General features: G+C 72.5%; 20 protein-coding genes. 5 read left to right on the top strand and 15 right to left on the bottom strand.

Features of this window, described 5'->3' with window-relative positions; translation table 11 throughout:
• Positions 1-10 precede the first annotated feature (10 nt).
• From AB0N63_RS15965 to AB0N63_RS15905, 13 genes are all read right to left on the bottom strand, one after another.
• Complete coding sequence (locus tag AB0N63_RS15965) at positions 11-790, bottom strand: hypothetical protein (RefSeq protein ID WP_365529400.1); 780 nt, start codon at positions 788-790, stop codon at positions 11-13.
• A 47-nt stretch (positions 791-837) separates the two neighbouring features.
• Positions 838-1,380 carry a nuclear transport factor 2 family protein gene (locus AB0N63_RS15960; protein WP_365529398.1) on the bottom strand — a complete coding sequence of 181 codons (543 nt, stop codon included), beginning with the start codon at positions 1,378-1,380 and terminating at the stop codon, positions 838-840.
• 25 nt (positions 1,381-1,405) lie between these two features.
• On the bottom strand, positions 1,406-2,242 hold the full coding sequence (locus AB0N63_RS15955; RefSeq protein WP_365529396.1) for a hypothetical protein: 837 nt from the start codon (positions 2,240-2,242) through the stop codon (positions 1,406-1,408).
• Complete coding sequence (locus AB0N63_RS15950) at positions 2,239-2,757, bottom strand: hypothetical protein (protein WP_365529394.1); 519 nt, start codon at positions 2,755-2,757, stop codon at positions 2,239-2,241. The genes AB0N63_RS15955 and AB0N63_RS15950 overlap by 4 nt, the downstream gene beginning before the upstream one ends.
• The gene (locus AB0N63_RS15945; protein ID WP_365529392.1) at positions 2,754-4,034 is read right to left on the bottom strand and encodes an MlaD family protein; all 1,281 of its coding nucleotides are present in this window, start codon (positions 4,032-4,034) and stop codon (positions 2,754-2,756) included. The genes AB0N63_RS15950 and AB0N63_RS15945 overlap by 4 nt, the downstream gene beginning before the upstream one ends.
• Positions 4,031-5,212, bottom strand: a complete 1,182-nt coding sequence (locus AB0N63_RS15940; protein WP_365529764.1) for an MCE family protein — start codon at positions 5,210-5,212, stop codon at positions 4,031-4,033. Before AB0N63_RS15940 ends, AB0N63_RS15945 begins: the two co-directional genes overlap by 4 nt.
• 197 nt (positions 5,213-5,409) lie before the next feature.
• Complete coding sequence (locus AB0N63_RS15935) at positions 5,410-6,456, bottom strand: MCE family protein (protein WP_365529390.1); 1,047 nt, start codon at positions 6,454-6,456, stop codon at positions 5,410-5,412.
• Positions 6,453-7,550, bottom strand: coding sequence for an MCE family protein (locus tag AB0N63_RS15930; RefSeq protein ID WP_365529388.1), 1,098 nt, complete (start codon positions 7,548-7,550; stop codon positions 6,453-6,455). The genes AB0N63_RS15935 and AB0N63_RS15930 overlap by 4 nt, the downstream gene beginning before the upstream one ends.
• A complete protein-coding gene (locus tag AB0N63_RS15925; RefSeq protein WP_365529386.1) occupies positions 7,547-8,626 on the bottom strand; it encodes an MCE family protein in 1,080 nt (359 codons plus the stop codon). Before AB0N63_RS15925 ends, AB0N63_RS15930 begins: the two co-directional genes overlap by 4 nt.
• Positions 8,623-9,876 carry an MCE family protein gene (locus tag AB0N63_RS15920; RefSeq protein WP_365529385.1) on the bottom strand — a complete coding sequence of 418 codons (1,254 nt, stop codon included), beginning with the start codon at positions 9,874-9,876 and terminating at the stop codon, positions 8,623-8,625. The genes AB0N63_RS15925 and AB0N63_RS15920 overlap by 4 nt, the downstream gene beginning before the upstream one ends.
• 1 nt (position 9,877) lies before the next feature.
• A complete protein-coding gene (locus AB0N63_RS15915; RefSeq protein ID WP_365529383.1) occupies positions 9,878-10,684 on the bottom strand; it encodes an ABC transporter permease in 807 nt (268 codons plus the stop codon).
• Positions 10,685-10,690: 6 nt separating this feature from the next.
• The gene (locus AB0N63_RS15910) at positions 10,691-11,455 is read right to left on the bottom strand and encodes an ABC transporter permease (RefSeq protein ID WP_365529381.1); all 765 of its coding nucleotides are present in this window, start codon (positions 11,453-11,455) and stop codon (positions 10,691-10,693) included.
• Entirely contained in the window at positions 11,452-12,462 is a 1,011-nt protein-coding gene (locus tag AB0N63_RS15905; RefSeq protein WP_365529379.1) for an ATP-binding cassette domain-containing protein, read from the bottom strand. Before AB0N63_RS15905 ends, AB0N63_RS15910 begins: the two co-directional genes overlap by 4 nt.
• A gap of 747 nt (positions 12,463-13,209) precedes the next feature.
• Between AB0N63_RS15905 and AB0N63_RS15900 the strand changes: the two genes are divergently transcribed.
• From AB0N63_RS15900 to AB0N63_RS15880, 5 genes are all read left to right on the top strand, one after another.
• Entirely contained in the window at positions 13,210-13,842 is a 633-nt protein-coding gene (locus tag AB0N63_RS15900) for a hypothetical protein (protein WP_365529377.1), read from the top strand.
• Positions 13,843-13,941: 99 nt separating this feature from the next.
• Positions 13,942-15,519: a DUF6801 domain-containing protein gene (locus AB0N63_RS15895; protein WP_365529375.1), complete on the top strand. Its 1,578-nt coding sequence runs from the start codon at positions 13,942-13,944 to the stop codon at positions 15,517-15,519.
• A 44-nt stretch (positions 15,520-15,563) separates the two neighbouring features.
• The gene (locus AB0N63_RS15890) at positions 15,564-16,511 is read left to right on the top strand and encodes a hypothetical protein (protein ID WP_365529373.1); all 948 of its coding nucleotides are present in this window, start codon (positions 15,564-15,566) and stop codon (positions 16,509-16,511) included.
• Positions 16,512-16,727: 216 nt separating this feature from the next.
• The gene (locus AB0N63_RS15885) at positions 16,728-17,936 is read left to right on the top strand and encodes a helix-turn-helix domain-containing protein (RefSeq protein ID WP_365529371.1); all 1,209 of its coding nucleotides are present in this window, start codon (positions 16,728-16,730) and stop codon (positions 17,934-17,936) included.
• A gap of 271 nt (positions 17,937-18,207) precedes the next feature.
• On the top strand, positions 18,208-18,606 hold the full coding sequence (locus tag AB0N63_RS15880) for an STAS domain-containing protein (RefSeq protein ID WP_365529369.1): 399 nt from the start codon (positions 18,208-18,210) through the stop codon (positions 18,604-18,606).
• 728 nt (positions 18,607-19,334) lie between these two features.
• Here AB0N63_RS15880 and AB0N63_RS15875 read toward each other — a convergent pair.
• The gene (locus AB0N63_RS15875) at positions 19,335-19,976 is read right to left on the bottom strand and encodes a carbonic anhydrase (protein ID WP_365529367.1); all 642 of its coding nucleotides are present in this window, start codon (positions 19,974-19,976) and stop codon (positions 19,335-19,337) included.
• A 203-nt stretch (positions 19,977-20,179) separates the two neighbouring features.
• Positions 20,180-22,036, bottom strand: coding sequence for a GAF domain-containing SpoIIE family protein phosphatase (locus tag AB0N63_RS15870; protein WP_365529365.1), 1,857 nt, complete (start codon positions 22,034-22,036; stop codon positions 20,180-20,182).
• Between the last annotated feature and the right edge of the window lie 395 nt (positions 22,037-22,431).

Below are 22,431 nucleotides of genomic sequence, written 5' to 3'. Positions count from 1 at the left end.
TCGGTCGCCGTCAGCGGCCGAAGGTGTCGATGCCGGAGACGAGCCAGCGCCCGTCGCGGCGCAGGACGTCGACGGCGAACATGGCCGCCGCGTAGGTCCCTTGGTCCTGTGCCGTCTGCTTGCCCCCGGCTCCCGCCGTGGGCTTGGCCCCGGCGGTGCTGACGCTGCTCTGGTCGGCGTAGACGAGGACCCGGGCGCGGTCGCCGTCGATGCGTTCGACCGCGCTGTCGGTGACGGTGGTGGTGATGACCGCCTTCTGCTGGTCGGCGCGGGTCCGGACGGCGTCCAGCAGGGCCTTGTGCTGTGCGACCGCCTTCCCGGTGAGCAGGGTCTCGGTGGCCTTCTCGTAACCGGCCGGATCGGCGTAGTCGTAGGAGAAGAGCGCGGCGACGGCCTTCTCGGTCTGGCCCTTGATCTCGCTCGTCCGGGCGGCGTCGGTCAGGGCGGTGTTGCGGACCGCCGGATCGGCGCGCAGGTTCTCCGCGCGGGCGTGCGCCCAGCCGGCGAAGCCGCCGAGGACGAGTGTCAGAAGGCACAGCACTGCCAGACCCGCCGGGCGCCGCGAGAGGCGGCCGGCCCACGGACGCGACGGCACGGCCGTCTTCCCTGTCCCTTCCGGGCTCGTCGTCTTCTTCGCGGGTTCCGGTTCGGGTTGCCGCCGTTGTGCCTGGGTGACCGTGGCACGGCCGGTGGCGGGGGTGCGCACGGGCGGCGCGGCCGTGGCGGTGGCTCCGGTCCCGCGGGCCTGGCGCCGGCGCTCGCGGTTGATGTGGTGGCGGGTCGTGGGCATCGGGTGTGGTCCTCTCGTGCTGCCGGCTGTCGTGCCGTGCCGCCGGCTCAACCGGTCGAAGTGCCGCCGACGGGTGCCTGGCCCAGGGCGCTGAGCTTCCACCGGCCGCCCGTGCGGGTCAGTTCGCCGAGCATCCGGCTGTCCTTGTCGGTGCTCTTGCCGCCGGACGCCTTCACGGTCACCCGCAGTGCGACGAGCACCCGGGCCCGGCCCGCGCGGTCGTCGAGTTCGGTGACGGCGCCCGAGAGCACCCGGGCCGTCGTCACCGTCTTCGCCTCTTTGACCTGCTCGGCGAACTGGGCGCGTCCGGATGCGAGTTGGTCGTGCAGCTCGCCGGTCGTCGAGGACTCCCACAGGTCGAGGCCGCGGTCGAGGTCGTCGTGGTCGAGGGTGTTCAGGTTCTGGACCGCCTGTTCGCCGGCGGCCAGCGCCCGGTCCCGCTGGACCGCGTACGCCGCCGAGTCGTCGTGGGCCGCCGCGTACCAGTCCCAGCCGACCCAGGCCGCGAATCCGCCCGCGACCAGGACGAGGGCGAGGATCACGGCCGGCAGCGACCGGGGTCCCGCGGGGGTGCGGGCCGTGTGTTCCATGGGTGTCTCCCGTCTCCGCGCGCGTTCAGCGGGTGATGATGTCGACGATCCGCCACTGGCCGTTCTCCCGGTGCGCGGCGACGGTGAGTTGAGCGGCGGCGGAGGTGCCGGCCGCCTTGCCGCGGCGCGAGAACTGGTCCAGGAAGACCAGCAGCCGGGCGTCGTCCCCGTCGAGCCGGATCACTCCGGTGCGCACGGCCTGGGTGCTGAGGGTCACGCGCTGCTGGGTGACGTCCGCGCGGATGCGGGCGAGCAGGTGCGTGTACTGGCGTGCCGCCCGCCCGGTGAGGACGGTGCGCGCGGAGCGCTCGGTGGCGTCGAGACCGTCCGGTGTGTAGGAGAAGACGCGGGCGAGGTCCTCCGCGATGTCGTCCGCGACGCGGGTGGTGCCCTGCGCGTCGGTCAGTGCCCGGTTCTCGGCCGCCGGCGCCGACCTCAGCCCGTGGGCGCGGTGGAGGAAGCCGCACCCGGCGAGGACCAGCACCACCGTGAGGGCGGCCAGGGTGATCACGCGCAGCCGCCCGGGGGCGGGTCGGCGCCCGGCGGCCTCCCCCACCGCGTCCCCCGCCGGCTCGTCAGCGCCGGCCTCCGGGCGGGGCCGGCCGGCGTCCGAGTCATCCCGGCCGGCCCGGGGGACGGCCGCCTGCGTGCCCGGGTCGTCCCGGTCGGCCTGCGGACCGGTTTCCTCCGCATCGGGGTCCTCCCTGGGGGACCCTGGCCCGGCCTTCCCCGGCGCGCGCTCCGCCGTCCCGGAGGGTGTGTCGTCCGGGCCGGACCGGAGGGCGTCGTCCGCCCCTCCGGTGCCCTCGGGCGCCCCTTCCGCGTCCTCGGGCGCCCTGTCTCCGCGCAGCAGACGTGTCATCGGCCGTCGCCCTCCTGTGCTGCCTGCCCGAGCGGAACGGCGTCCAGGGCCCTGACTTTCCACCGGCCCCCGTCCGTGCGCTCCAGTACCGCTTCCAGGCGCTTGCGGTCCGTGGTGGGCGTCCTCGTCCCGGCGGGCGTGACGTCGACGCTCACGGTCGCGATGAGTTTCGCCGTGCCGGAGTGCGTGTCGAGGGCGGTGACGGCGGCTTCGGTGACGGTGCCGCGCGCCGACGCGCCCGCCTTGGGCGCGGTGCGGGCCAGTTCGTCCCGCAGCGGGCCGGTCGAGGACGCGGTCCAGTCGCGGATGCCCGCCTGCGCGCGCTGCCGTGAGGACGCGTCGAGGGTGGTCAGTACGGTGATGGCCGCACGGCCGTCGACGAGGGCCCGGTCGCGCTCACGGCCGTAGGCGAGGGAGTCGTCGCCGCGGGCCTGGGCGTAGGTCCACGCACCGGTGCCGCAGAACGCCGCCGCCAGGAGGAGCGCGGCGCCGGTGAACACGCCGGACTTCCTCATCGGGCGCCCTCCGCGGTGGGTGCGAGCAGCCCCGCGAGGCCTCCCGCGCCGCCGGTGGCGTTCGGCAGGGCGAGCGCCCCGGGCAGGGCCGTGACCGCGGACGTGGCACCGGTCGAGGAGCCGCTGCCCGAGGGCAGTGAGCCCGGCTTGGCCGGATCGGGGACCGCCCCGCCGCCCGGGGCGTGCGCCGAGCCGCGCACGTTCACCCCGGTCGCGGCCGGCGCGGTGCAGGAGGCCCGGGTGTTGAGGGCGGGCGCGGTGCCGAGGTCGAGACCGTTGCGGTAGCGCGTGCCGCCGTACCCGGCGGTGCACGGCAGTGGCTCGAAGAAGGTGACGGCCATGCCGAGGTGCACCTTTCCTCCGTCGACGGCGGTGGCGCCGGCGGCGACGGCCGCCGGGTACTTCACGAGGAGTTCCTCGATGCCGTGCTGGCGGGTGACGGCGATCTCGGAGGTGGTCAGGAGGTTGGCCAGGACCACGCCCAGACTGGGGTCGAGGTCGCGCAGTACGCCGCTGATCCGGGTGGCCGCCTCGGGCGTCACGGCGAGCAGCCGGCGCAGGTCGGCGTCGGACCCCTTGAGGGTGCGGGTGAGTTCCCTGGCCCCGGTGGCGAAGTCGCGGACGGCCCGGCCTTCCTCGGCCTGGGTGCGCAGCACGGTCTCGCCGTCGGTGATCAGCCGGATGGTGGACGGCAGCGACCGGTCGGCGGCCTGTACGAAGGCGTTGCCGTTGTCGAGCAGGACCTGGAGGTCGTCGCTGTGGCCCTCGAAGGCCTTGCCCAGCTCGTCGACGACCGTGCGCAGATCGTCCAGCGGTACCGAGCGGGTGAGGTCGTCGACGCTGGTGAGGACGTCCGTGACGGGGGCGGGTACCTGGGTGTCGTCCTGTTCGATGCGGGACCCGTCGGCGAGGTAGGGGCCGCCGTCGCTCTGGGGGCGCAGGTCGATGTACTGCTCGCCGACCGCGGACAGTCCCGCCACGACGGCCCGGGTGTCGGCCGGTATGCGCGGGGCGGACTTCTTGATGCGCAGTTCGGCCACCACTCCGTCGCCGGTGAGGTCGATCGGCCCGACGCGTCCCACGGACACTCCCCGGTAGGTGACGTCGGAGTGGGTGAACAGCCCGCCCGTGGAGGGGAGTCGGACGTCGACGCTGTAGTAGTCGGCCACTCCGACGTAGCGGCCCAGGTCGGCGTAGCGGATGCCGACGAAGCCGAGGACGAGGACGGCGATGACCAGGAAGGCGAGGTTCTTCAGGCGTACCGCGAGAGTGATCACCGCGAGTCGCCTCCGTCCGGGGCAGGGGTGGAGACGGACGGGAGCGGCAGCACCGCCGTCGGCGGGGCGGTGGCGGCGGGCGCCGCACCGCCCGTCGGCCGCACCGGGCTCTTCTTCGCGGCGCCCCTCCGCGTCGCCCCCTTCTCGCCGGCCGCGGAGGCGGGTGGGGCGGAGGCGGGGGGCGGGGCCGTGCCCTGCGGCACCAGCGGCGGGGTGATCTGCGTTCCGGGCGCGGCGGCCATGTTCAGGTACACGTTGAGGTAGTCGCCCTTCACCCCGTTCAGCACCTCGTCGGTGAAGGGGTAGGTGAGCAGCGCCTGCAGCGAGTCCGGCAGGTCGGAGCCCGCGTCGGCGAGGGCGCGCAGGGTGGGGGCGAGGGCTTTGAGGTCGGCGACCATGTCCTGCTTGCCGGCGTTGACCGTGGAGACGGCGACGCCGGACAGGGTGTCGAGGGAGCGCAGCATGGTGAGCAGGGAGCCGCGCTGCTCGTCCAGGGTCTTCAGGCCGGGTGAGAGGTCCGTGAGGACGGTCCGTACGTCGTCCTTGCGGCCGGCGAGGGTCGCGGAGAGCCGGTTGACGGCGTCGAGGGCGTCGGTGATGTCGCCGCGGTGGTCGTCCAGGTCGGTGACCAGGGTGTTGACACGTTCGAGGGTGGAGCGCACCTCGTTCTCGCGGCCGCCCAGGGCGGCGTTGAGTTCCTGGGTGATGGTCTTGAGCTGGTTGACGCCACCGCCGTTGAGGAGCAGGGACAGCGCGCCGAACACTTCCTCGACCTCGGTGTTGCGGCCGGTGCGGGCGATCGGGATGACACCGCCGTCGCCGAGCCGCGCGGTGGTGGTGCCCTTGGCGGGGGCGACGAGCTGGACGTACTTCTCGCCGAGCAGGCTGGACTGTTCCAGCCGGGCGCCGGCGTCGGCGGGCAGCCGCACGGAGCCGTTGATCTTCATGGTGACGCGGGCGTGCCAGCCGTCGAGACGGATGGCGGTGACCCGTCCGACGGCGACGTCGTTGACCTTGACCGCGGCCTGCGGGACCAGGCTGAGCACGTCGTCGAGTTCGGCGGTGACGGTGTAGGGGTGGGGCCCCAGGTCCGCGCCGCCGGGCAGCGGCAGGTCCTCGACGCCGTCGAAGCGGGGAACGGTGAGGGTGAACGCGCCGAGCGCCAGGGTGAACCCGATGGCGAGGGCGAGGAGGCCGCCCGTCGAGGCGCCGACGGCCAGGGCGCCGTCGCGCAGGCCGCGCGCCACGGCCGCGGCCGCCCGGCGCGGGCGGTTCGCGCCCGGTTCCCCGTCCTCGGGCGGATGGGCCGCCCCGGCCTTCGGTGGGGTCGTCTCGTCGGGCCCGGTGGCGTCCTCGGCCCGTCGTGCGCGGCGCGTCACCGTGCCCCCTTTCCGGCGGTGGCCGCGCCGCCGGTCACCGGCAGTGGCAGCAGCGGTCCGCCCATGCTGATCTCGTTGAGGTTGGCCCGGCCGTCCAGGGAGCGGGTGTCGGGGTCGTAGGCGCCGACGACGTTGCTCGCGGCCAGGGGCGCCACGTCCAGTGCCTCGGCGAGCGAGGCCCGCTGCCGGACGAGGGTCTGGGTGATCGGCACGAGCTTGTCGACGTTCTTCTTCAGCTCGCCGCGGTTGTCCGCGATGAACCGCTTGACCTGGGCGAGCGCCGTGCCGAGTTCCTTGAGCGCGCCGGCCAGGTCGTCCTTGTTGTCGGCGAAGAATCCGACGACGGTGTCCAGGCGTTCCTGCGCGGTGCGGACGTCGGTGTCCTTGTCCTTGAGCATGGTGGTGAACGTCTGGAGCCGGCTGAGCGTGGTGAACAGGTTGTCGCTGGAGCCGTTGAGGGTCTTCGCCGCCTTGCCGAACTGCTCCACGCTGTCGCCGATGGCGGCGCCGTTGCCGTCGAGGTTGGCCGCGCCGGTGCGCAGCAGGTCCGACAGGGCTCCGGTGCTGTTGGCGCCGTCGGGGCCGAGCGCCTTGCTGAGGTCGGTGACCGAGGCGTAGAGCTGGTCGATCTCGACGGGCGTGCGGTTGCCGGAGGCGGGCAGCACCGCGCCGTCGGCGAGTGCCGGCCCGTCGTGGTAGGCGGGGGTGAGTTGTACGAACCGGTCGGCGACGATGCTCGGCGCCACGATGACGGCGCGCGCGCCCTTCGGCACCTTCACCCCTTCGTCCACGGCGAGTTCGACCCGCACCTGGGTGCCCTGCGGGTGCACCGACGTCACCCTGCCCGCCCGTACGCCGAGGATGCGCAGGTCGGAACCGGCGTAGATGCCGACGGCGCGGTCGAAGTAGGCGGTCAGGCGGGTGCCGGTGGAGTCGAAGGCGCCGGCGGCGGCGAGGCCCGCGGCGACGACGGCCAGGGCGAGGGCCGCCGCCAGGAGCCGGGCGCGCCCGGTTCCCGGGAGGAGTCTTGCGCGCTTGGTCATCGCTTACCGCTCCCCTGGGCCTGCGCCGACTGCTTCGGCGGCATGCATCCGGTCGTGGGCTGGGACTGGGCGGGCAGGTAGGTGCGGGGCACGACTCCGCAGAGGTAGCTGTCGAACCAGCGTCCGTTGCCGAGCGTGTTGCCGAGGAGGCGGTAGTAGGGGCCGACCAGGGCCAGGGTCCGGTCCAGCTGGGTGCGGTTCTTGTCCAGGACGTCGGTGACGCGGCCCAGCGCCCGGAGGGTGGGACCGAGCTGCTCGTCGTTGTCCGCGACCAGTCCGCCGAGCTGGGTGGCGAGGGCCCTGCTGCCGGTGAGGAGGGCGCGGATGGCGTCGCGCCGGTCCTGGAGTTCGCCGAGGAGGGACCCGCCGTCCTCGATGAGCGTCTCGAAGCTGGACTTCCTGTCCTTGAGGGTCTTGGTGAACCGCTGGCTGCCCCGGAGGAGTTCGGAGAGTTCCTTGTCGCGTTCGGAGACGGTGCGCGACAGGGCGGACAGACCGGTGGCGGCGTTGCGCACGTCGGGCGGCGAGTCCTTGAAGGTCTGCGAGATGGTCTCGAAGCTCTTGGCGAGCTGCCGGGTGTCGATGGCGTCGACGGTGGAGCCGAGGTCCTGGAAGGCCTGGGTCACGTCGTAGGGCGAGGTGGTGCGGTCGAGCGGGATGCGGCTGCCGGGGTCCTGGCGGCCGGCGCCGAGCGGGTCCAGGGCCAGGTACTTGTCGCCGAGCAGGGTCTTGACGGCGATGGCCGCGGTCGTCCGGTCACCGATCCAGGCGCCCTTGGTCTCGAAGGTGACCTCGACCTTGTCACCGTCCAGGGACACGCCGGTCACCTTGCCGACCTTGACGCCGGCGACGCGCACCTCGTCCCCCTCGTCGAGGCCGGCGGCCTCGCTGAAGTCGGCGCTGTACGTGGTGCCGCCGCCGATCAGGGGCAGCCGGTCGGCGTGGTAGGCGAGGAGGGTGAGCAGGGCGAGCAGGAGCAGGCCGACGAGGGCGACGGCGACGGGGTTTCGTTCCTTGACGGGCTTCAGACGCGGCCGGCGGGTCCGCGGCGCGCGGTCGTCGGTGCGGCGCACGGGTCGCTGGAGGAGGGTCATGCGCCGCACCTCGGTTCGGTGACCTGGATGCCGGTGGGCGCCCTGGAGCCGTCGCTGGTCGTCACTCCGCTCACACGTGCCTCGCAGAGATAGAGGTTGAACCATGATCCGTAGGAGGACAGGCGGGCCAGGGCGGTCATCTTGGCGGGGCTCCTCGCCAGGAAGTCCTGGATCTGCGGGGCGCCTTGGTCGAGGTTGGTGGAGAGCCTGCCCAGTTCGCGGATGTCCTGCTTGAGGGGCGCGCGGCCGTCCTCCAGGAGGCCGGCCGTCACGGTGGTGAGGTCGCCCATGGCGGCCACGGCCTGGCCCAGCGGCTTGCGGTCGTCGTTGAATCCGCTGACGAGCCGGCGCAGGGTGTCGACCAGATCGTCGAATCCGGCCTCGCGGTCGTTGAGGGTGGTCAGGACCGTGTCGAGGTTCGTCACCACTTCGCCGACGACCTTGTCCTTGGCGGCGACCGTCGAGCTGAGCGAGCCGATGTGCCGGATCAGGCTGTCGACGGTGCCGCCCTCGCCCTGGAGCACCTGGACGATGGAGCCGGCCAGTTCGTTGACGTCCTTGGGCGAGAGGCCCTCGAACAGCGGCTTGAACCCGTTGAAGAGCAGCGTGAGGTCCAGTGCGGGCTGGGTGCGTCGGAGCGGGATGGTGTCGCCGGGTTCGAGGGTGCCCGTGAGGGTTCCGCTGCCCCGGTCGAGGGCCAGGTAGCGCTGACCGACCATGTTGAGGTACTTGACGGCGGCGGTCGTCGAGCGGGGCAGGGACTGTCCGTCGCGCACGGTGAAGGTGACCTGGGCGGTGCGGTGCTCGACGACGTGCACGTCCGTGACCTCGCCGACCTTCACTCCGGACACCCGCACGCTGTCACCGTCGACGAGGCCGGTGACGTCGGTGAACAGGGCCTTGTAGGAGTGGGTGCCGTCGCCCACCCCGGTGTTGGCGACGCTCAGGCCCAGCACGGTGGTGGCCAGCGCGGTCACCGTCGCGAAGACGAGCGACTTCAACAGCGGCCCGGTCAGCGGGCGGCGTCCCGGGTGGGTCTCCTCGCGCTGTCCGCGCGCGCGGCGGCTGATCCTCATCGCAGTGTCACCTCCGCGCCGCGCAGCGTCGGGCCGGCGAGCAGACTGCTCCAGTCGGGCAGGTCACCGGGGTCGTGGCCGGTGGCCGGGGCGAGCAGTTCGTTGACGAGCCGGTTCTCCTGCGGCGAGTTGGCCGGCCCGAGGCTCTGGCCGGCGGTCGCCGGGACCTGCGCGGCCGGCGCGGCGGGTACGCCGAGGTAGGGCACGGGGTAGCAGTGCGGGCCGCCGGAGGCGTCGTAGGAAGGGGTGTCCCGGCCGGGGACGTAGGCGCCCCGGGAGGCGACGGTGGTCACGTCGACGTGCAGTCCGGGCTGGTCCGTGCCCTTGCCGAGGGCCTGGTCCATCCGCGGTACGAAGTCGGCGAGGGTGCGCAGCGTGCAGGGGAAGACCGAGGAGTACTGGGCGAGCAGTCGCAGCGTCGGCCTGGAGGCGGCGCTGAGCCGGATGATGTTGGTCTTGTTCTGCCGAAGGAACGTGGTGAGGTCCTGGGCGGTGGCGGTGGTGGCGCCGAGGGCTGCGGCCAGGTCACCGTCCTTCTCGGCCAGGGTGCGGCTGGTGGTGGTGAAGTCGGTGAGCGCGGTGACGATGTCGGGGGCGGCGTCCGCGTAGACGTTGCTGACCTTCACGAGTTCTTTCAGGTCGCGGTTGAGGGTGGGCAGTTCGGGGTTGAACTCGCGCAGGAGGGCGTCGAGCCGGCTGAGGGTCTCGCCGATCCGGTCGCCACGCCCGGACAGCGCCTGGGAGACGGCCGAGAGGGTGGCGGAGAGTTTCTGCGGCTGGACGGCGGTGAGCATCGGCAGCACGTTGTCGAGCACCTGCTGGAGTTCGACGGCGTTGGCGGAGCGGTCCTGCGGGATGACCGCTCCCGCGGTCAGCGACCGGCCTGAGGGGTGTGCGGGCGGGACCAGGGCCACGAAGCGTTCCCCGAACAGGGTGGTGGGCAGCATCTGGGCGCTGACGTCGGCCGGGATGCGGGCGAGGACGCCGGGTCGCAGGGCCAGGGTGAGCCGGGCGCCGTCCTCCGTGGGGTCGATGGCGCGTACCTCGCCGACGACGACGCCGCGCACCTTCACCTCGGCCCCCAGATGCATCTCGTTGCCGACCGCGCCGGTCTCCACGACCACCGGTTCGCTGTCGGTGAAGGTCTTGTCGTAGACGGCGACCGCCAGCCAGACCAACAGGGCGGGCACGGTCAGGAACACCACTCCGGCCAGCCGGCGCCGTAGTTTCCCGCCTCTCGGAGCGCTCATGTCACCCCGCCACCTTCACGGTCGTGGTGGCGCCCCACAGGGCCAGTGACAGGAAGAAGTCGGTCACGGCGATCAGCACGATGGCGTTGCGCACCGACCGCCCCACGGCGACGCCGACGCCGGCCGGGCCGCCGCTGGCGTGGTAGCCGTGGTAGCAGTGGGCGATGATCACGATCACGCTGAAGATCAGCACCTTGAGCACGGACAGCAGCACGTCCGTGGGGGACAGGAACAGGTTGAAGTAGTGGTCGTAGGTGCCGCTGGACTGGCCCTGGAAGACCACCGTCACGGCGCGGGAGGCGAGGTAGGAGGAGAGCAGTCCGATCGCGTAGAGCGGGACGATCGCGACGACCCCGGCGATGATGCGGGTGGTGACCAGGTAGGGCAGGGAGCGGATGCCCATGGCCTCCAGGGCGTCGACCTCCTCGTTGATGCGCATGGCGCCCAGTTGGGCGGTGAAGCCGGCCCCGACCGTGGCGGAGAGGGCGAGTCCGGAGACGAGGGGGGCGATCTCGCGGGTGTTGAAGTAGGCGGAGACGAAGCCGGTGAAGGCCGCGGTGCCGATCTGGTCCAGGGCCGCGTAGCCCTGGAGTCCGACGACGGTCCCGGTGAAGAGCGTCATCCCGATCATCACGCCGATGGTGCCGCCGATGACGCCGAGGCCGCCGGTGCCGAAGGCCACCTCGGCCAGCAGCCGCCGCACCTCCTTGAGGTAGCGGCGCAGGGTGCGGGGCACCCACAGCACGGAGCGGACGTAGAAGATCATGCGCTCGCCCGAGCGGTCGAGCCATACGAGCGGGGACGCCATGGCCTCTCAGCCTCCCTTCGGCGGGACGACCTGCAGATAGACGCCCGTGATCACCATGTTGACGAAGAAGAGGAGGAGGAAGGTGATGACGACCGACTGGTTCACGGCGTCGCCGACGCCCTTGGGGCCGCCGCGCGGATTGAGTCCGCGGTAGGCGGCGACGATGCCGGCGATGAACCCGAAGACGAGGGCTTTGAACTCGCTGACGTAGAGGTCGGGCAGTTGGGCGAGCGAGGAGAAGCTGGACACGTAGGCGCCCGGGGTGCCGTGCTGGAGGTAGACGTTGAAGAAGTAGCCGCCGAGGATGCCGACCACGGAGACCAGGCCGTTGAGCAGGACGGCCACGCCCATGGCGGCCAGGACCCGCGGGACGACCAGGCGCTGCACGGGTGAGACGCCCATGACCTCCATGGCGTCCAGTTCCTCGCGGATGGTGCGCGACCCCAGGTCGGCGCAGATCGCGGAGCCGCCCGCGCCGGAGATCAGCAGGGCCACGATGAGCGGGCTGGCCTGCTGGACGACGGCGAGCACGCTGGCCCCGCCGGTGAAGGACTGGGCGCCGAGCTGCTGGGTCAGCGAGCCGACCTGAAGGGCGATCACCGCGCCGAAGGGGATCGAGACGAGCGCGGCGGGCAGGATCGTCACACTGGCGAGGAACCAGAACTGTTCGATGAACTCCCTCAGCTGGAAAGGGCGTTTGAAGATCGCCCCGGCGACTTCGACGGCGAGTGCGAAGAGCCGTCCGGTCTGCCGCAGCGCGCCGGTGATCATGCGCCGCTCCCGGTCGCGGGCAGCGGCAGCGCGGGTGCGCCGTCGGCCGTGGCGTAGGTGCGCTCGATGGCCGCGCGGGCGGCGGGCGGCAGCCGGTCGAGCATGCCCAGCACGCGTTCGCGACGCCGGGCGGCGGCACGGCGCGGCGGCAGACCGGGAGAGGGCTGCAGCTGCGGGACGATCTCGCGCGGCGCGGCGGTCCGGGCCCGTGGATCGGCGGCCTCGGCGGCCAGGGTCGCCGCGTCCTTCTCCTCGGACATCCCGATGGGTCCCTCACGGCGGCCGGCGAGGAACTGGGCGACCACCGGTTCCTCACTGGTGAGCAGTACCTCGCGCGGGCCGAAGGTGACCAGTTCGCGGCGGAAGAGCATGCCCATGTTGTCGGGGACGGTCGCGGCGATGTCGAGGTTGTGGGTGACGATCAGCATCGTCGCGTCGATCTGCGCGTTGAGGTCGATCAGCAGCTGGGAGAGGTAGGCGGTGCGCACCGGGTCGAGCCCCGAGTCCGGCTCGTCGCACAGGATGATCTGCGGGTCGAGCACGAGGGCGCGGGCCAGGCCGGCTCGCTTGCGCATGCCGCCGCTGATCTCTCCGGGCAGTTTGCGCTCGGCGCCGAGGAGTCCGACGACCTCGATCCGCTCCATGACGATGCGGCGGATCTCCGACTCCTTCTTGCGGGTGTGCTCGCGCAGCGGAAAGGCGATGTTGTCGAAGAGGGACATGGAGCCGAACAGGGCCCCGTCCTGGAACATGAGCCCGAAGAGTTTCCGCGTCTCGAATATCTCGTGCTCCGGGCTGTTCACCATGTCCACCCCATTGATGAGGACACGGCCGCGATCCGGTTTGAGGAGACCGATGAGCGACTTGAGGAAGACGGTTTTCCCGGTCCCGGACGGACCGAGCATGACACTGACTTCACCGGCCGGAAGCGTGAGGGTCACATCCTGCCAGATGTTCTGCCTGCCGAATGATTTGGTCAGGCCCTCGACCACCACTTCGATTCCCATATCACCTCCGACAAAGGTGGGCCAGTGCGCACCGGGTGCGCACGCTAAGGCGGCGCACACGCCTGTGGCAACAGGCGCGGCACCGATTCCGCGACGCCCTCCCGGATTTTGTCACCGCGCAGACAAAGTGCCGGACGGCACCTTGTCCACGGACGACAGAACAGGGCCGCGCGTCTCCGGGGGCTGGATACGCGAGGCCCTGCCGACGGGCGTACGACCCGGAAGGAGGGCGAGGGCCGGACGTCCGCCGCACCTCCGGCCGGCGGGGGGCCGCCGATGCGGAGGTCAGCGCCGCATCCGGCACGTTACGGCGCGGTAACCTGGGCGGGCAATAGCCGATCTCAAGTTTTCCGCGATATGCGATCGAGCGATAGACGATCTGTCAGCAGAGTGACAAGCATCGGGACGGAATGTGTCGCCGAGTGCGCATACGCCGTCCCGGGCGACCGCCCCGTGGCGTTCCACGGCCGTTTTCACGGCCGCTTTCACGGGAACCGCGTCCCACGGTCGGCGCGGCTTTTCTTGGCATCGGGTGACTAACCGGCGCAAGGCGGTGCTCACCCGGAGAACAGTTGGTTGCTCTTTTCAAAGAATCATGGTCGGCGGCATTGTTCGGTCAAGTTTCCCGCAAGTAACGTCGATGTTCGCGGTCGACATGTTCGAGCCGCAGGCCGCTGCTCCCCACCCTCGGTCGGTTCCGTCGCGGCCCCCTTCTGCCGGTCAATCCACAAGGAGAGTCCCAGAGCCATGAAGAAGACCCTCAGAACCATCGCCGTCGTGGCGGGCGCGGGTGCGGCCGCGTTCGGGATCGCCGTCGCCCCCGCCTCGGCGAACGCCTCCACGGTGTGGACCGTCAACCCGTCGCCGTCCAGCTTCACGGCGACCAACAGCGGGAACATCGTGCTGACCGCCAACATCCCGATGACGTGCACGACGTCGAGCGCCTCGGGCACCATGGCGAGCGCGACCGGCAACCCGGCGTCGGTCGCGGACATCACCGCGATCAACTTCGGCACCACCAGTTCCCCGTGCACCAGCATCCTCGGCGCCGTCACGGCCACGCCGGTGGGGACCTGGCACGTCGTCGCACAGGACTACACCGCCGCGACCGGTGTCACCAAGGGCTACATCGGCGGCGTCAAGGCCGATGTGGTCGCCGGTGCGTGTCACTTCACCGTCGAGGGCAAGGCGTCCGGCACGTACACGAACTCCACCGGCGTCCTGGCGGTCAACAGCGTCTCGGGCGACCTGTCCGTCACCGCGGCCAGCGGCTGCGGCACGGTCGTCACCACCTCCACCAAGCCCACCTTCAAGGGCAACTACCTGGTCAAGGTGAAGGGCACCAGCACCATCCCGACGATCGTCGGCTCCAACCCGTAAGGTCCGGCACCCGTCCCGAACCGCCCGGCCGGCGACCCCGGCCGGGCGGTTCGGCCGGTACGAGCCGAAATCCCGAGACCAGATCGAGCGGAGCAGCAGATGAAAGGCCCTCCCGCCACCCTGCGGCGCCCCGGTGTCCGCGTCAGGACCGCGACGACCGCCGCGTTCGTCGTCCTCGCCGCCATGGTTCCGGCCGCGATCGCCACCGCTGACGCCCAGCAGGTGGACGCCTCCCTGCCCTACGTGTGCGCCTTCCCCTCCGGGCCGCGGCAGGCGACGGTACGGGTCTCGGCGACCGTGCCCGACCGGGTCGCGCCGCACCAGGCGATCCGGCCGACGCACGTCACCACCGCGGTGGAACTGCCCGCCGAGGCGGTGACGGACCTCAAGGCGCCTCAGGCGGCCCAGGTCCGGGCCGCGACCCGGCTCACGATCGGCGTCTCGCAGAACGCCGCCTCGGCCGAGGCGACCTGGCGGGGCACCGCGCCGCCGGTGGCCCTCGCCGAGTCCGGGTCCCTCACGCTGACCGCGACGGGCGATGTGCCGACGGTGACCGCCCGCAGCGCCGGCGACCTGACGCTCGCCGCCGGGAACCTCGCCGTCGACCTGGCCGTGTCCTCCCCGGACGGCGCGGACCCGGCCCCGGCCCCGCTCACCGTCGCGTGCGCCCTGGACGACGACAAGGCTCCCGGCCACGGCCTGCTGGCCACCGTCCCCGTCGGGGTGAGCACCTCCGGTCCGAGCCGCACGCCGTCCGGCTCCGGTACCCCCTCCCCGTCGCCCTCCCCGGCCTCCCCCGGCCGGCCCCCCTCGGCGCGAACCGTCAGCCCGCCGACGGGGCAGCCCCCGGAGGTCGCCGTCCAGAGCCCCGGTTCCCCCACCGGCGGCAACGCCCCGACATGCCGCTACGACGCTTCCCACCCGGCCGACGAGATGTCGCTGAACGGATACATCACCGGTTACGCCAACGTGCGCAAGCTGAAGGGAGCGGCGCTGCTTCCGCCCTCGTGCGCGCTGATCGAACAGGGCCAGCCCGACTTCCAGTTCCCGACGGGCGACGGTCCGGCCGTCATCACCCAGCACTCCGACGGCCAGATCTCCTATCAGGGGCGCCGGCAGACCGCGCCGTTCAAGGCCACCTTCCTCACCTTCGACTTCGTCCCGGCGACGGCCACGATGGTGCTGGAGCAGACGGGCCCGCTGACCATCGACTCGCTCGGTCATATGGACATGACGACCTTCTACACCACGATGGACACCTACATCCGGGTACCGCTGGTCCTGAAGGTCACCTCGCTGACCGTCAACGGCACCCCGCTGGACGTCGGTTCCTCCTGCCGGACCAGTGCACCGCTCAGCTCCCCGGACCCCGAGGCCGCGAGTCACCCCGGCGACCACCTGGTCCTGCGCGGCAGGGGCGAGTACGCCGCCGGCGAGCCGGCCACCGGCTACATCCTCCTCTCGGGCGGACCGCTGACCGGCGAGACGACGATCCCCGCCTTCACCGGCTGCGCCTCGGGCGGCGAGAACCTCGACAGACTGCTGACGGCATCGATCTCCGGACCGGGCAACTACATCAAGCAGATCCAGGGCCAGACGTGCGGCGTGGCCAACCCGGTCGAGGGCCAGTGCACCGAGGACCTGCAGCCGGCCCAGATCCCCGTCCCCGAACGCTGAGCCATCCACACACCTCCTGCGAACCTCTCACGGAAGGCCCCGACATGAAGCGACTCCCCGGCCGCGCCGGACTCCTGGCCGCCACCGCGCTCGGCACCGCCCTCGGCTCCTTCGCCGCCATGGGAAACGCCACCGCCGCGACCACGCAACTCAACGGCGAGTGGGCCCCCTTCACCCGCTGTCCCGTGGACGCCCCGGCGATGCTGGCCGCGGACGGCCTGGTCCAGACGCCGCAGTGCGTGGTGTCCACCTCGGCGAGCGGTTCCATCAAGCTGGGCAACACCACGGTGAGCACGGGCCGGACCGACCTCCAGATCGGGGTCGTGGAGAACGCGGACGGCACCAGCACCGTCGTGGCCCCGCCCTCCGGCGCGCTGATCGCCGACTCGGCCACGGTGCCCGGCGGTCTGCTGGGCCTGATGTGCCCCAGCAACGTCCCGGCCGTCACGGCCATCTGCCGGCAGATCACCGACAGCAGCCTCAACAAGATCACGGCCACCGTGGAGTCCGTCGGTTCGCCCAGCGACTTCGACCAGACCGCGGGCATCCTCACCGACAAGCCGATCGTCTCCATCCCGGTCCGCATCCACCTCCAGAACCCCTTCCTGGGCTCCAACTGCTACATCGGCTCCAAGTCGAACCCCGTCGTGCTGCGCCCGAAGAACCTCAACCTGCCCGACTTCGGCATGACGTTCTTCAAGGGCGACGGCACCGTGGCGGACGACGGCGAGATGAGCCGGATCAACCTGACCGGCGCGGTCCAGAACGACAGCACCTTCGCCGTGCCCGGCGCCAGCGGTTGCGGACTCGGGCTGTTCGGTCTGATCGACGCGGCGGTCAACCTCAAGACGGGCCTGCCGTCGGCCGCGGGGAAGAACAGCGTCACGCTCAACGACACGCAGACCTCGCTGGCGGGACTGCTGGCCCCCGGCACGGTCGCGCCCGACGCCGGCCGGGCCCTCTCCCAGGGTTGGCACTCCGCCGTCAAGTAATGGCCGACCACCGACGAGTATCAGCCGTCTCGCCCCGCTGCCGCCCTCGCACGGCACAAATGTGTGCGCGACTGGTGCACATCGCGAAGGAGTTGAATTAACTTCACCTTCCACACAGGCATGCACCTGACGACCGGCCGGTGTCACCCGTCCTCGGGCGGGTGACACCGGCCGCTCTCCCCACCAGGCGCGTCGAGAGCGAGGAACGACAGACCCATGCCTTCGACCATGAGGCCACCGGGACTCGGAGAACCGCTCGACCCCCTGCCCAGGGAGTTCGCGGCCCTCATAAGACCGGAGTTACCCGGGCTCCTGAAGGAGATACGACTGGAGGTCGTCCGCGCCTATCCGGTGTACGGCCGGCTGCTCAACGGACCGAACGCGGACGCCATCCGCCAGGGCGTCGAGCAGGCCCTGTCCGCCTTCGTGGACCGGGTGGCCGAACCGGGCAAGGACTCGGAGCTGCGCGACGAACTGCTGCGCAAGTTCGGGCGGGTGGAAGCGTACGAAGGCCGCGACCTGGGCACCCTCCAGGGCGCGTACCGGCTCGGCGCACGTGTCGCCCTGCGCCGGGCCAAGGCCGTGGGCCGGCACCACCATCTCTCCGCCGCCGTCGTCCTGGCGTTCGCCGACGCCCTGTTCGCCTACGTGGAGGAACTCGAGGCCATCTCCCGCGAGGGCTACATCGAGGTGCAGTCCCGGGCCGCCTCCGAAGTCTCGGCGGTGCGCAGGAAGTTGCTCCACCTGATCCTCGCGGCCCCGCCGCTGTCCCAGTCGACCGTCATGGACCTGTGCGAGGCCGCCGCCTGGCCACTGCCCTCCGAGGTCACACTCGTCGCGCTGCGCGCACCCGTGTCCGAACACCTGGAGCCGCGGCTGGCGGGCGACGTCCTGGCCGATCTGGACATCCCCCAGCCGCATCTGCTCTTCCCGGGGTCCCTGACGCCGCAGCGCCGGGCGATGCTGGAGACGGCCCTGGCCGGCACGCACGCCGCGGTGGGCCTGACCGTGCCGCACGACCAGGCGGCCGACTCGGTCCGCTGGGCCCGGCGCGTGCTGCAGCTGGTCGACGAGGGCGTCCTGGACGACGCTCCGCTGATCTGCTGCGAGGACCATCTGGTGACCCTCTGGCTGCTGTCCGACCCGCCCCTCATGTCGCAGGTGGCGGCCAGGGAACTGGCCCCGCTGCGCGAACTGCCCGCCAGCCGGCGGGACCGGCTCCTGGACACCCTGCGCGTCCACGTGTCCACACGGGGCACCGCGGAACAGGTCGGCGAGATGCTCGGCGTGCACGCCCAGACGGTCCGCTACCGGCTGCGGAGCCTCGACGCCCGCCTCGGCGACCGCCTCACCGATCCCGACCACCGCTTCGCTCTGGAGACGGTCCTGCGCGCGCTGCACCTGCGGGGCCGGGCGGGACGGTGATCCCCTCGCGGGGCGCCGCTCCGCGACGGTCCGTACGTCCGGCCCCGGATGCCCGGCGACGGGTCCGTCGCCGGGCATCCGGGGCCCGGCCGGCACCGCGCGAACGCCCTCCGCTCCGGTTCACGCTCGCACGCGAGAGGATCGGACAGCATGACGCTCGGTGACGCGGTGCGCGGGCCGGTTCTGCGGGTATGCGGGAAGAGACGACGAGCGGTGATTCCCGGTCGTGTGACCGAACTGCCGCAGACACAGGCGCAACGGAGGGAAGTTCGTGCTCACGCTGATCAGCCGCGCCGAGGATCTTGCGGTGGCCGCTCTCCCGAAGGACGTCGACCTCCACACCGGCGGCGAGGTGCGCGCCGCGGGCGAGCGTCTGTGCGACGACGGTTGCCGTTACCTGGTCCTGGACACCTCACCGGTCGCCTACATGGACTCCATCGGCATCACGGTTCTCCTTGACCTCCGGCAGCGCTTCGACTCGGCGGGCGGCGCGCTGCTCGTCGCCGTGCCCGACGAGCACCTGCGGTGGCGCCTGGACATCCTCGGGCTCGACTCCGTCCTGTTCCTCACTTCGACGCCGGCGGAAGCCGTCGCCCGGGCCCGTCAACTGCGCGACTCCGCCTACCGCCCCGGCCGGGACACCCGGCAGTTCCGCGCGGACAGCGCCTGACCCCGACGGCGGTCCCGACGGCGCGACTGCGCCAGGGCAACGCCCACGAACGACACCGGACCGGGACATCGTGGCGCTGATCCCCGAGGACCAGCGCTCGATGGAGGAACTGCTGCGTGCGATGCGTGGCGTCGAGACCGAACGTCGGACTGCTTGGCACCGGCACGCCCGTGTGAGACCTCTCCTCCCGCCGCCACCGCTCCGGTGCAGGTGCGCGTGCTCGTGGCGACCGGCACCACCCGCCCGCCGTCTCGCCGGTGCGGGCCGCTGCCGGCCGCCGGCGGTGCGAGACCCGGGGTCGACGCCGGGCTCCCGGCGCCGGCCGAGGTGACCGACGGCGTCCCGCTGCTCCCTCCCGGTGTGCCCGGCGCCCGGGCGGGTATCCGCGCGGGGACCGTCAAGAACATCCCGGACCGACTGGGAGAGGCATTCCTTGTCCTGTCCACGCCCGCCCGGATCAGGGCCGAAACGTCGAGTCGCGGGCATGGGGGGAGCAAGGGTTCCCCCGCCGCGTCAACACGCGCTCCACCTCACACCCTGACGCGTGATTTGCCTGTCCGTCACCGACTGTGTCCGGCTGGTCCGCGCCAGGAGATGCCGGCCGGCCCGCCCGGAAGCGACTGCCAGGAATCGCCGCCGAGCGGGCCCCGCGCTCCGAGCACGGCGGCAGGTCCCTCCGGACCCGCGGACGGGCACCGTCTGCGGCCGTCCCGCCGGGACCGGGAGGGTTACGACCCAGAGCCCACGGGCAGGTCGATGCCGCGAGCGGTGACCGGGCGAGCGGTGCCGTCGGCGAGCCGGTAGGAGAGCCCGACGACCGCGGACTTCCCGGATGCGACCGCTTCCGCGAGGGCGCGCGAACGGTCGAGCAGCAGGTCGACGGTGTGCCGCACCTGCTCGTCGATGAAGTCCGCGTCCTCGGTGTGGCCGGCGGCGCGGGCGGCGAGCACGCTCGGGGTCACCTTCTCGACCACGTCGCGCACGTAGCCGCCCGCGGCTGCTCCGTCCTCGACGGCTGAGCGAGCGGCGGCCACAGCGCCGCAGGCATCGTGCCCGAGCACCACGACCAGCGGGGCGCCGAGCACGCTCACACCGTACTCGATGCTGCCGAGCACCTCGGGGCCCATGACGTGCCCGGCGGTGCGGACCACGAACAGGTCGCCCAGCCCCCGGTCGAAGATGATCTCGGCGGCCAGCCGGGAATCGGCACATCCGAACAGCACCGCGAACGGCTGCTGGGCCGGTGCGATCTCCGAGCGGCGGGCGGCGTCCTGGTTCGGATGCTCCGGTGTACCCGCGACGAATCGCCGGTTGCCGGCCAGGAGGGTTTCGAAGGCTTCAGTGGGCGTCGGAAGGAAGGTTTCGGTCATGATCACAGATTACGGTCCCGCTCCGGCCGCCGTGCGAGCCCCCAGCCGGTCGGCGCCGTCGGACTTAACGGTGGGACCGCGGTGGGCCGCGGGAGGCCGGCTGGCCTCGACCTGTCGTGACCCCCGGCCGACGGAGAAGCGGCGGTGGCGGCCGACGGGTGGGGAGGTGCCGCTCGCGGCCGGCGTCCTGCGGACGGGAACGTTCAGAGGACCTGACGGCGCCCGCCCGCACGCCCCGCTGCCTCCGCGCTGCCGCGACGGGACTCGGCCCCGGGCGTCGCCGACAGCGTCCCGGTCTGCTGCGGGGGCCGTGAACGGGCAGGGTCCCGCTTCGCGACGGCGGGGACGTGGCACAGCAGGATGCAGACGTCGTCGTCGCGTTCGGACTCGGGAGCCACCGGCTCGAGCAGGGACTCGGCGCATCTGTCCAGGTCCTCCAGCGCGGCTTCGTCCACTGCGGCCAGAGTTCGGCCGAGCAGCGCGATGCCCGAGTCGATGCCGCGCGTGCGTCGCTCCACCAGGCCGTCGGTGTACAGGACGAGCATCGAGCCGGGCGGCAGCTCCGCCGCGTGGTCCCGGTACTCGAAGGGCACGGGGACGCCCAGCATGACACCGGGTCTGGCGTCCAGGACACGAACTCCTCCCCCGGGATCGCGGACCACACCGGGCGGGTGTCCGGCGGCGGCCCACACGACGTGGGGGTCACCCGGCCGGAAGCGGGCGATGGTGACGGTCGCGTACAGGTTCGGCTGCTGGTGGCGCAGCATGCGGTGGAGCCGGGTGAGGATCCGGGCCGGGCCGTCGCCCTCCACGGCGTAGGCGCGCAGGGCGGTGCGGAGCTGGCCCATGATCACAGCGGCGCGCAGCCCGTGCCCGGTGACGTCGCCCATCACGGCCAGGAGGCTGCCGTCCGGCTGGGTGAAGGCGTCGTACCAGTCGCCGCCGATGTTCAGTCCGCGTGTGGCGGGCAGGTACCGGGCCGCGAGGCGCAGGCCGTCGACGACGGGCAGGTCGGTGAGCTGAGCGCGCTGCAGTGCCTCGGCGGTGTCGCGATGCTGCGCGTAGCGCAGGGCGTGGTCCAGGGCGATGGCGGTGCGACGGGCCAGTTCGATCAGCATGACTCGGGTGTCCGTGTCGTACCGGTCGCCGGGCGCGGTCAGCGTCAGTACGCCCAGGGTCCGGCGGGTGGTGAGCGGGATGCTCAGGACGGACCCGCTGGCGTCCGGCGCGGAGCGCGGGTGACCGCCGGCCCGAGGGGGCGCGCCTGGGTCCGGCCCGGTGTGCTGGGGACGATCGGTGCGGGCGGCGGCGAGCGCGGCCTCCGGGCGCGCGGTGGCGCCGGCTGCCCGCTCGTCGTCGAAGAGCCAGACGTCGACCTGACCGGCGTACTCGGGAACGAGCAGCCCGGAAAGGCGCCGCACGATGTCCTCGTGGTCGAGGGATGCCGTGACGGCCGCGCTGGCGTCGGCCAGGAAGGCGAGCAGACGCCGTGCCGACTCCGCTTGCGCGCGTGCGGTCCGTTCGGCTTCGAGCAGTGCCCGCTGGGTGGCGGCGGCCGCGGCCAGTTCCGCGTGCAGGGCCAACACGCCCTGGTTGGTCTGGTGCAGTTCCTCGCGGTGCAGGCGGACGAGCGTCTCCACCTGGTCAAGCCTGCGGAGGACCGCCGCGGTCTCCTCGTCCGCCCCGAGGACGCTCTGGGCCGCGTCGACGGGGCGCCCGGCCGCGGCCGCGAGGGACGCGCCTCTCCTCGTGGAGCCGGGGCAGGCGAGCGTGAGCCGCCACGGCGGCGCCTCGTCCGTGGCCGGCCGGGCGGGCGGGGCGGCCCGCACGGAGGCCCCCATCAGCCGCTGCTCGCCGCTCGCGCCTTCCCGTACGGTGAGCGTGAGCTCCGCACCGCCCCCGGCGAGATGCTCACGCAGGCGTGCGGTGAGCGCGGTGAGGAAGCGGGCCCGTTCCACCTCCGGCGCTCCCAGGGCGGCAGCGAGGCGCCCGGCCTCGACGCGGGCGCGGGCCGCCTCGGCGGCCGACGTGATCGTCCGGACGTCGGGCGCGATCACCACGGACGCGCCGGGGACGGACGGGCGCTCACGGACGCGCCGGTGCCGCCCCGCCCGGGACCGGCCCGGCGCCCGGCGTCCCGCGGGCCGGTCGCCGCGTTCACCACCGCGCCGCCACCGGACACCCGGGGTGCCGCGGACGACGCCGCCCGGCCGGAGTACGCGTGCCCCGGACGGCCGGTCCCGGTCCGCGACCCGGGGCGTCCGCCGATGTCCTCGAACGGGCTGGTCACCGGTCGGCGGCCGGGCGGCGCGGCGACCGCGGGGCGGCGCCGGGCGGGGTGGGCCAGAAGGCCGGCCGACACGACCACCTCTTCCTCCGGCACCTTCATCGTCACCTCTTGCGTCGGGCTCGGCGGCCGTCGTTCGGCCTCCGTCGACCAGGCGGCAATCATTGC

The organism is Streptomyces sp. NPDC093260, from assembly GCF_040683715.1.
Taxonomy (GTDB): Bacteria; Actinomycetota; Actinomycetes; order Streptomycetales; family Streptomycetaceae; genus Streptomyces; species Streptomyces sennicomposti.
Note: the sequence above shows the minus strand (reverse complement) of the source record. Positions and strands in the feature narration are given on the sequence as shown.

Excerpts from the sequence above, each read along its gene's own strand:
- AB0N63_RS15965 (WP_365529400.1), bottom strand. The coding sequence starts at position 790 with ATGCCCACGACCCGCCACCACATCAACCGCGAGCGCCGGCGCCAGGCC.
- AB0N63_RS15960 (WP_365529398.1), bottom strand. The coding sequence starts at position 1,380 with ATGGAACACACGGCCCGCACCCCCGCGGGACCCCGGTCGCTGCCGGCC.
- AB0N63_RS15955 (WP_365529396.1), bottom strand. The coding sequence starts at position 2,242 with ATGACACGTCTGCTGCGCGGAGACAGGGCGCCCGAGGACGCGGAAGGG.
- AB0N63_RS15950 (WP_365529394.1), bottom strand. The coding sequence starts at position 2,757 with ATGAGGAAGTCCGGCGTGTTCACCGGCGCCGCGCTCCTCCTGGCGGCG.
- AB0N63_RS15935 (WP_365529390.1), bottom strand. The coding sequence starts at position 6,456 with ATGACCAAGCGCGCAAGACTCCTCCCGGGAACCGGGCGCGCCCGGCTC.
- AB0N63_RS15930 (WP_365529388.1), bottom strand. The coding sequence starts at position 7,550 with ATGACCCTCCTCCAGCGACCCGTGCGCCGCACCGACGACCGCGCGCCG.
- AB0N63_RS15925 (WP_365529386.1), bottom strand. The coding sequence starts at position 8,626 with ATGAGGATCAGCCGCCGCGCGCGCGGACAGCGCGAGGAGACCCACCCG.
- AB0N63_RS15920 (WP_365529385.1), bottom strand. The coding sequence starts at position 9,876 with ATGAGCGCTCCGAGAGGCGGGAAACTACGGCGCCGGCTGGCCGGAGTG.
- AB0N63_RS15915 (WP_365529383.1), bottom strand. The coding sequence starts at position 10,684 with ATGGCGTCCCCGCTCGTATGGCTCGACCGCTCGGGCGAGCGCATGATC.
- AB0N63_RS15910 (WP_365529381.1), bottom strand. The coding sequence starts at position 11,455 with ATGATCACCGGCGCGCTGCGGCAGACCGGACGGCTCTTCGCACTCGCC.
- AB0N63_RS15905 (WP_365529379.1), bottom strand. The coding sequence starts at position 12,462 with ATGGGAATCGAAGTGGTGGTCGAGGGCCTGACCAAATCATTCGGCAGG.
- AB0N63_RS15900 (WP_365529377.1), top strand. The coding sequence starts at position 13,210 with ATGAAGAAGACCCTCAGAACCATCGCCGTCGTGGCGGGCGCGGGTGCG.
- AB0N63_RS15895 (WP_365529375.1), top strand. The coding sequence starts at position 13,942 with ATGAAAGGCCCTCCCGCCACCCTGCGGCGCCCCGGTGTCCGCGTCAGG.
- AB0N63_RS15890 (WP_365529373.1), top strand. The coding sequence starts at position 15,564 with ATGAAGCGACTCCCCGGCCGCGCCGGACTCCTGGCCGCCACCGCGCTC.
- AB0N63_RS15885 (WP_365529371.1), top strand. The coding sequence starts at position 16,728 with ATGCCTTCGACCATGAGGCCACCGGGACTCGGAGAACCGCTCGACCCC.
- AB0N63_RS15875 (WP_365529367.1), bottom strand. The coding sequence starts at position 19,976 with ATGACCGAAACCTTCCTTCCGACGCCCACTGAAGCCTTCGAAACCCTC.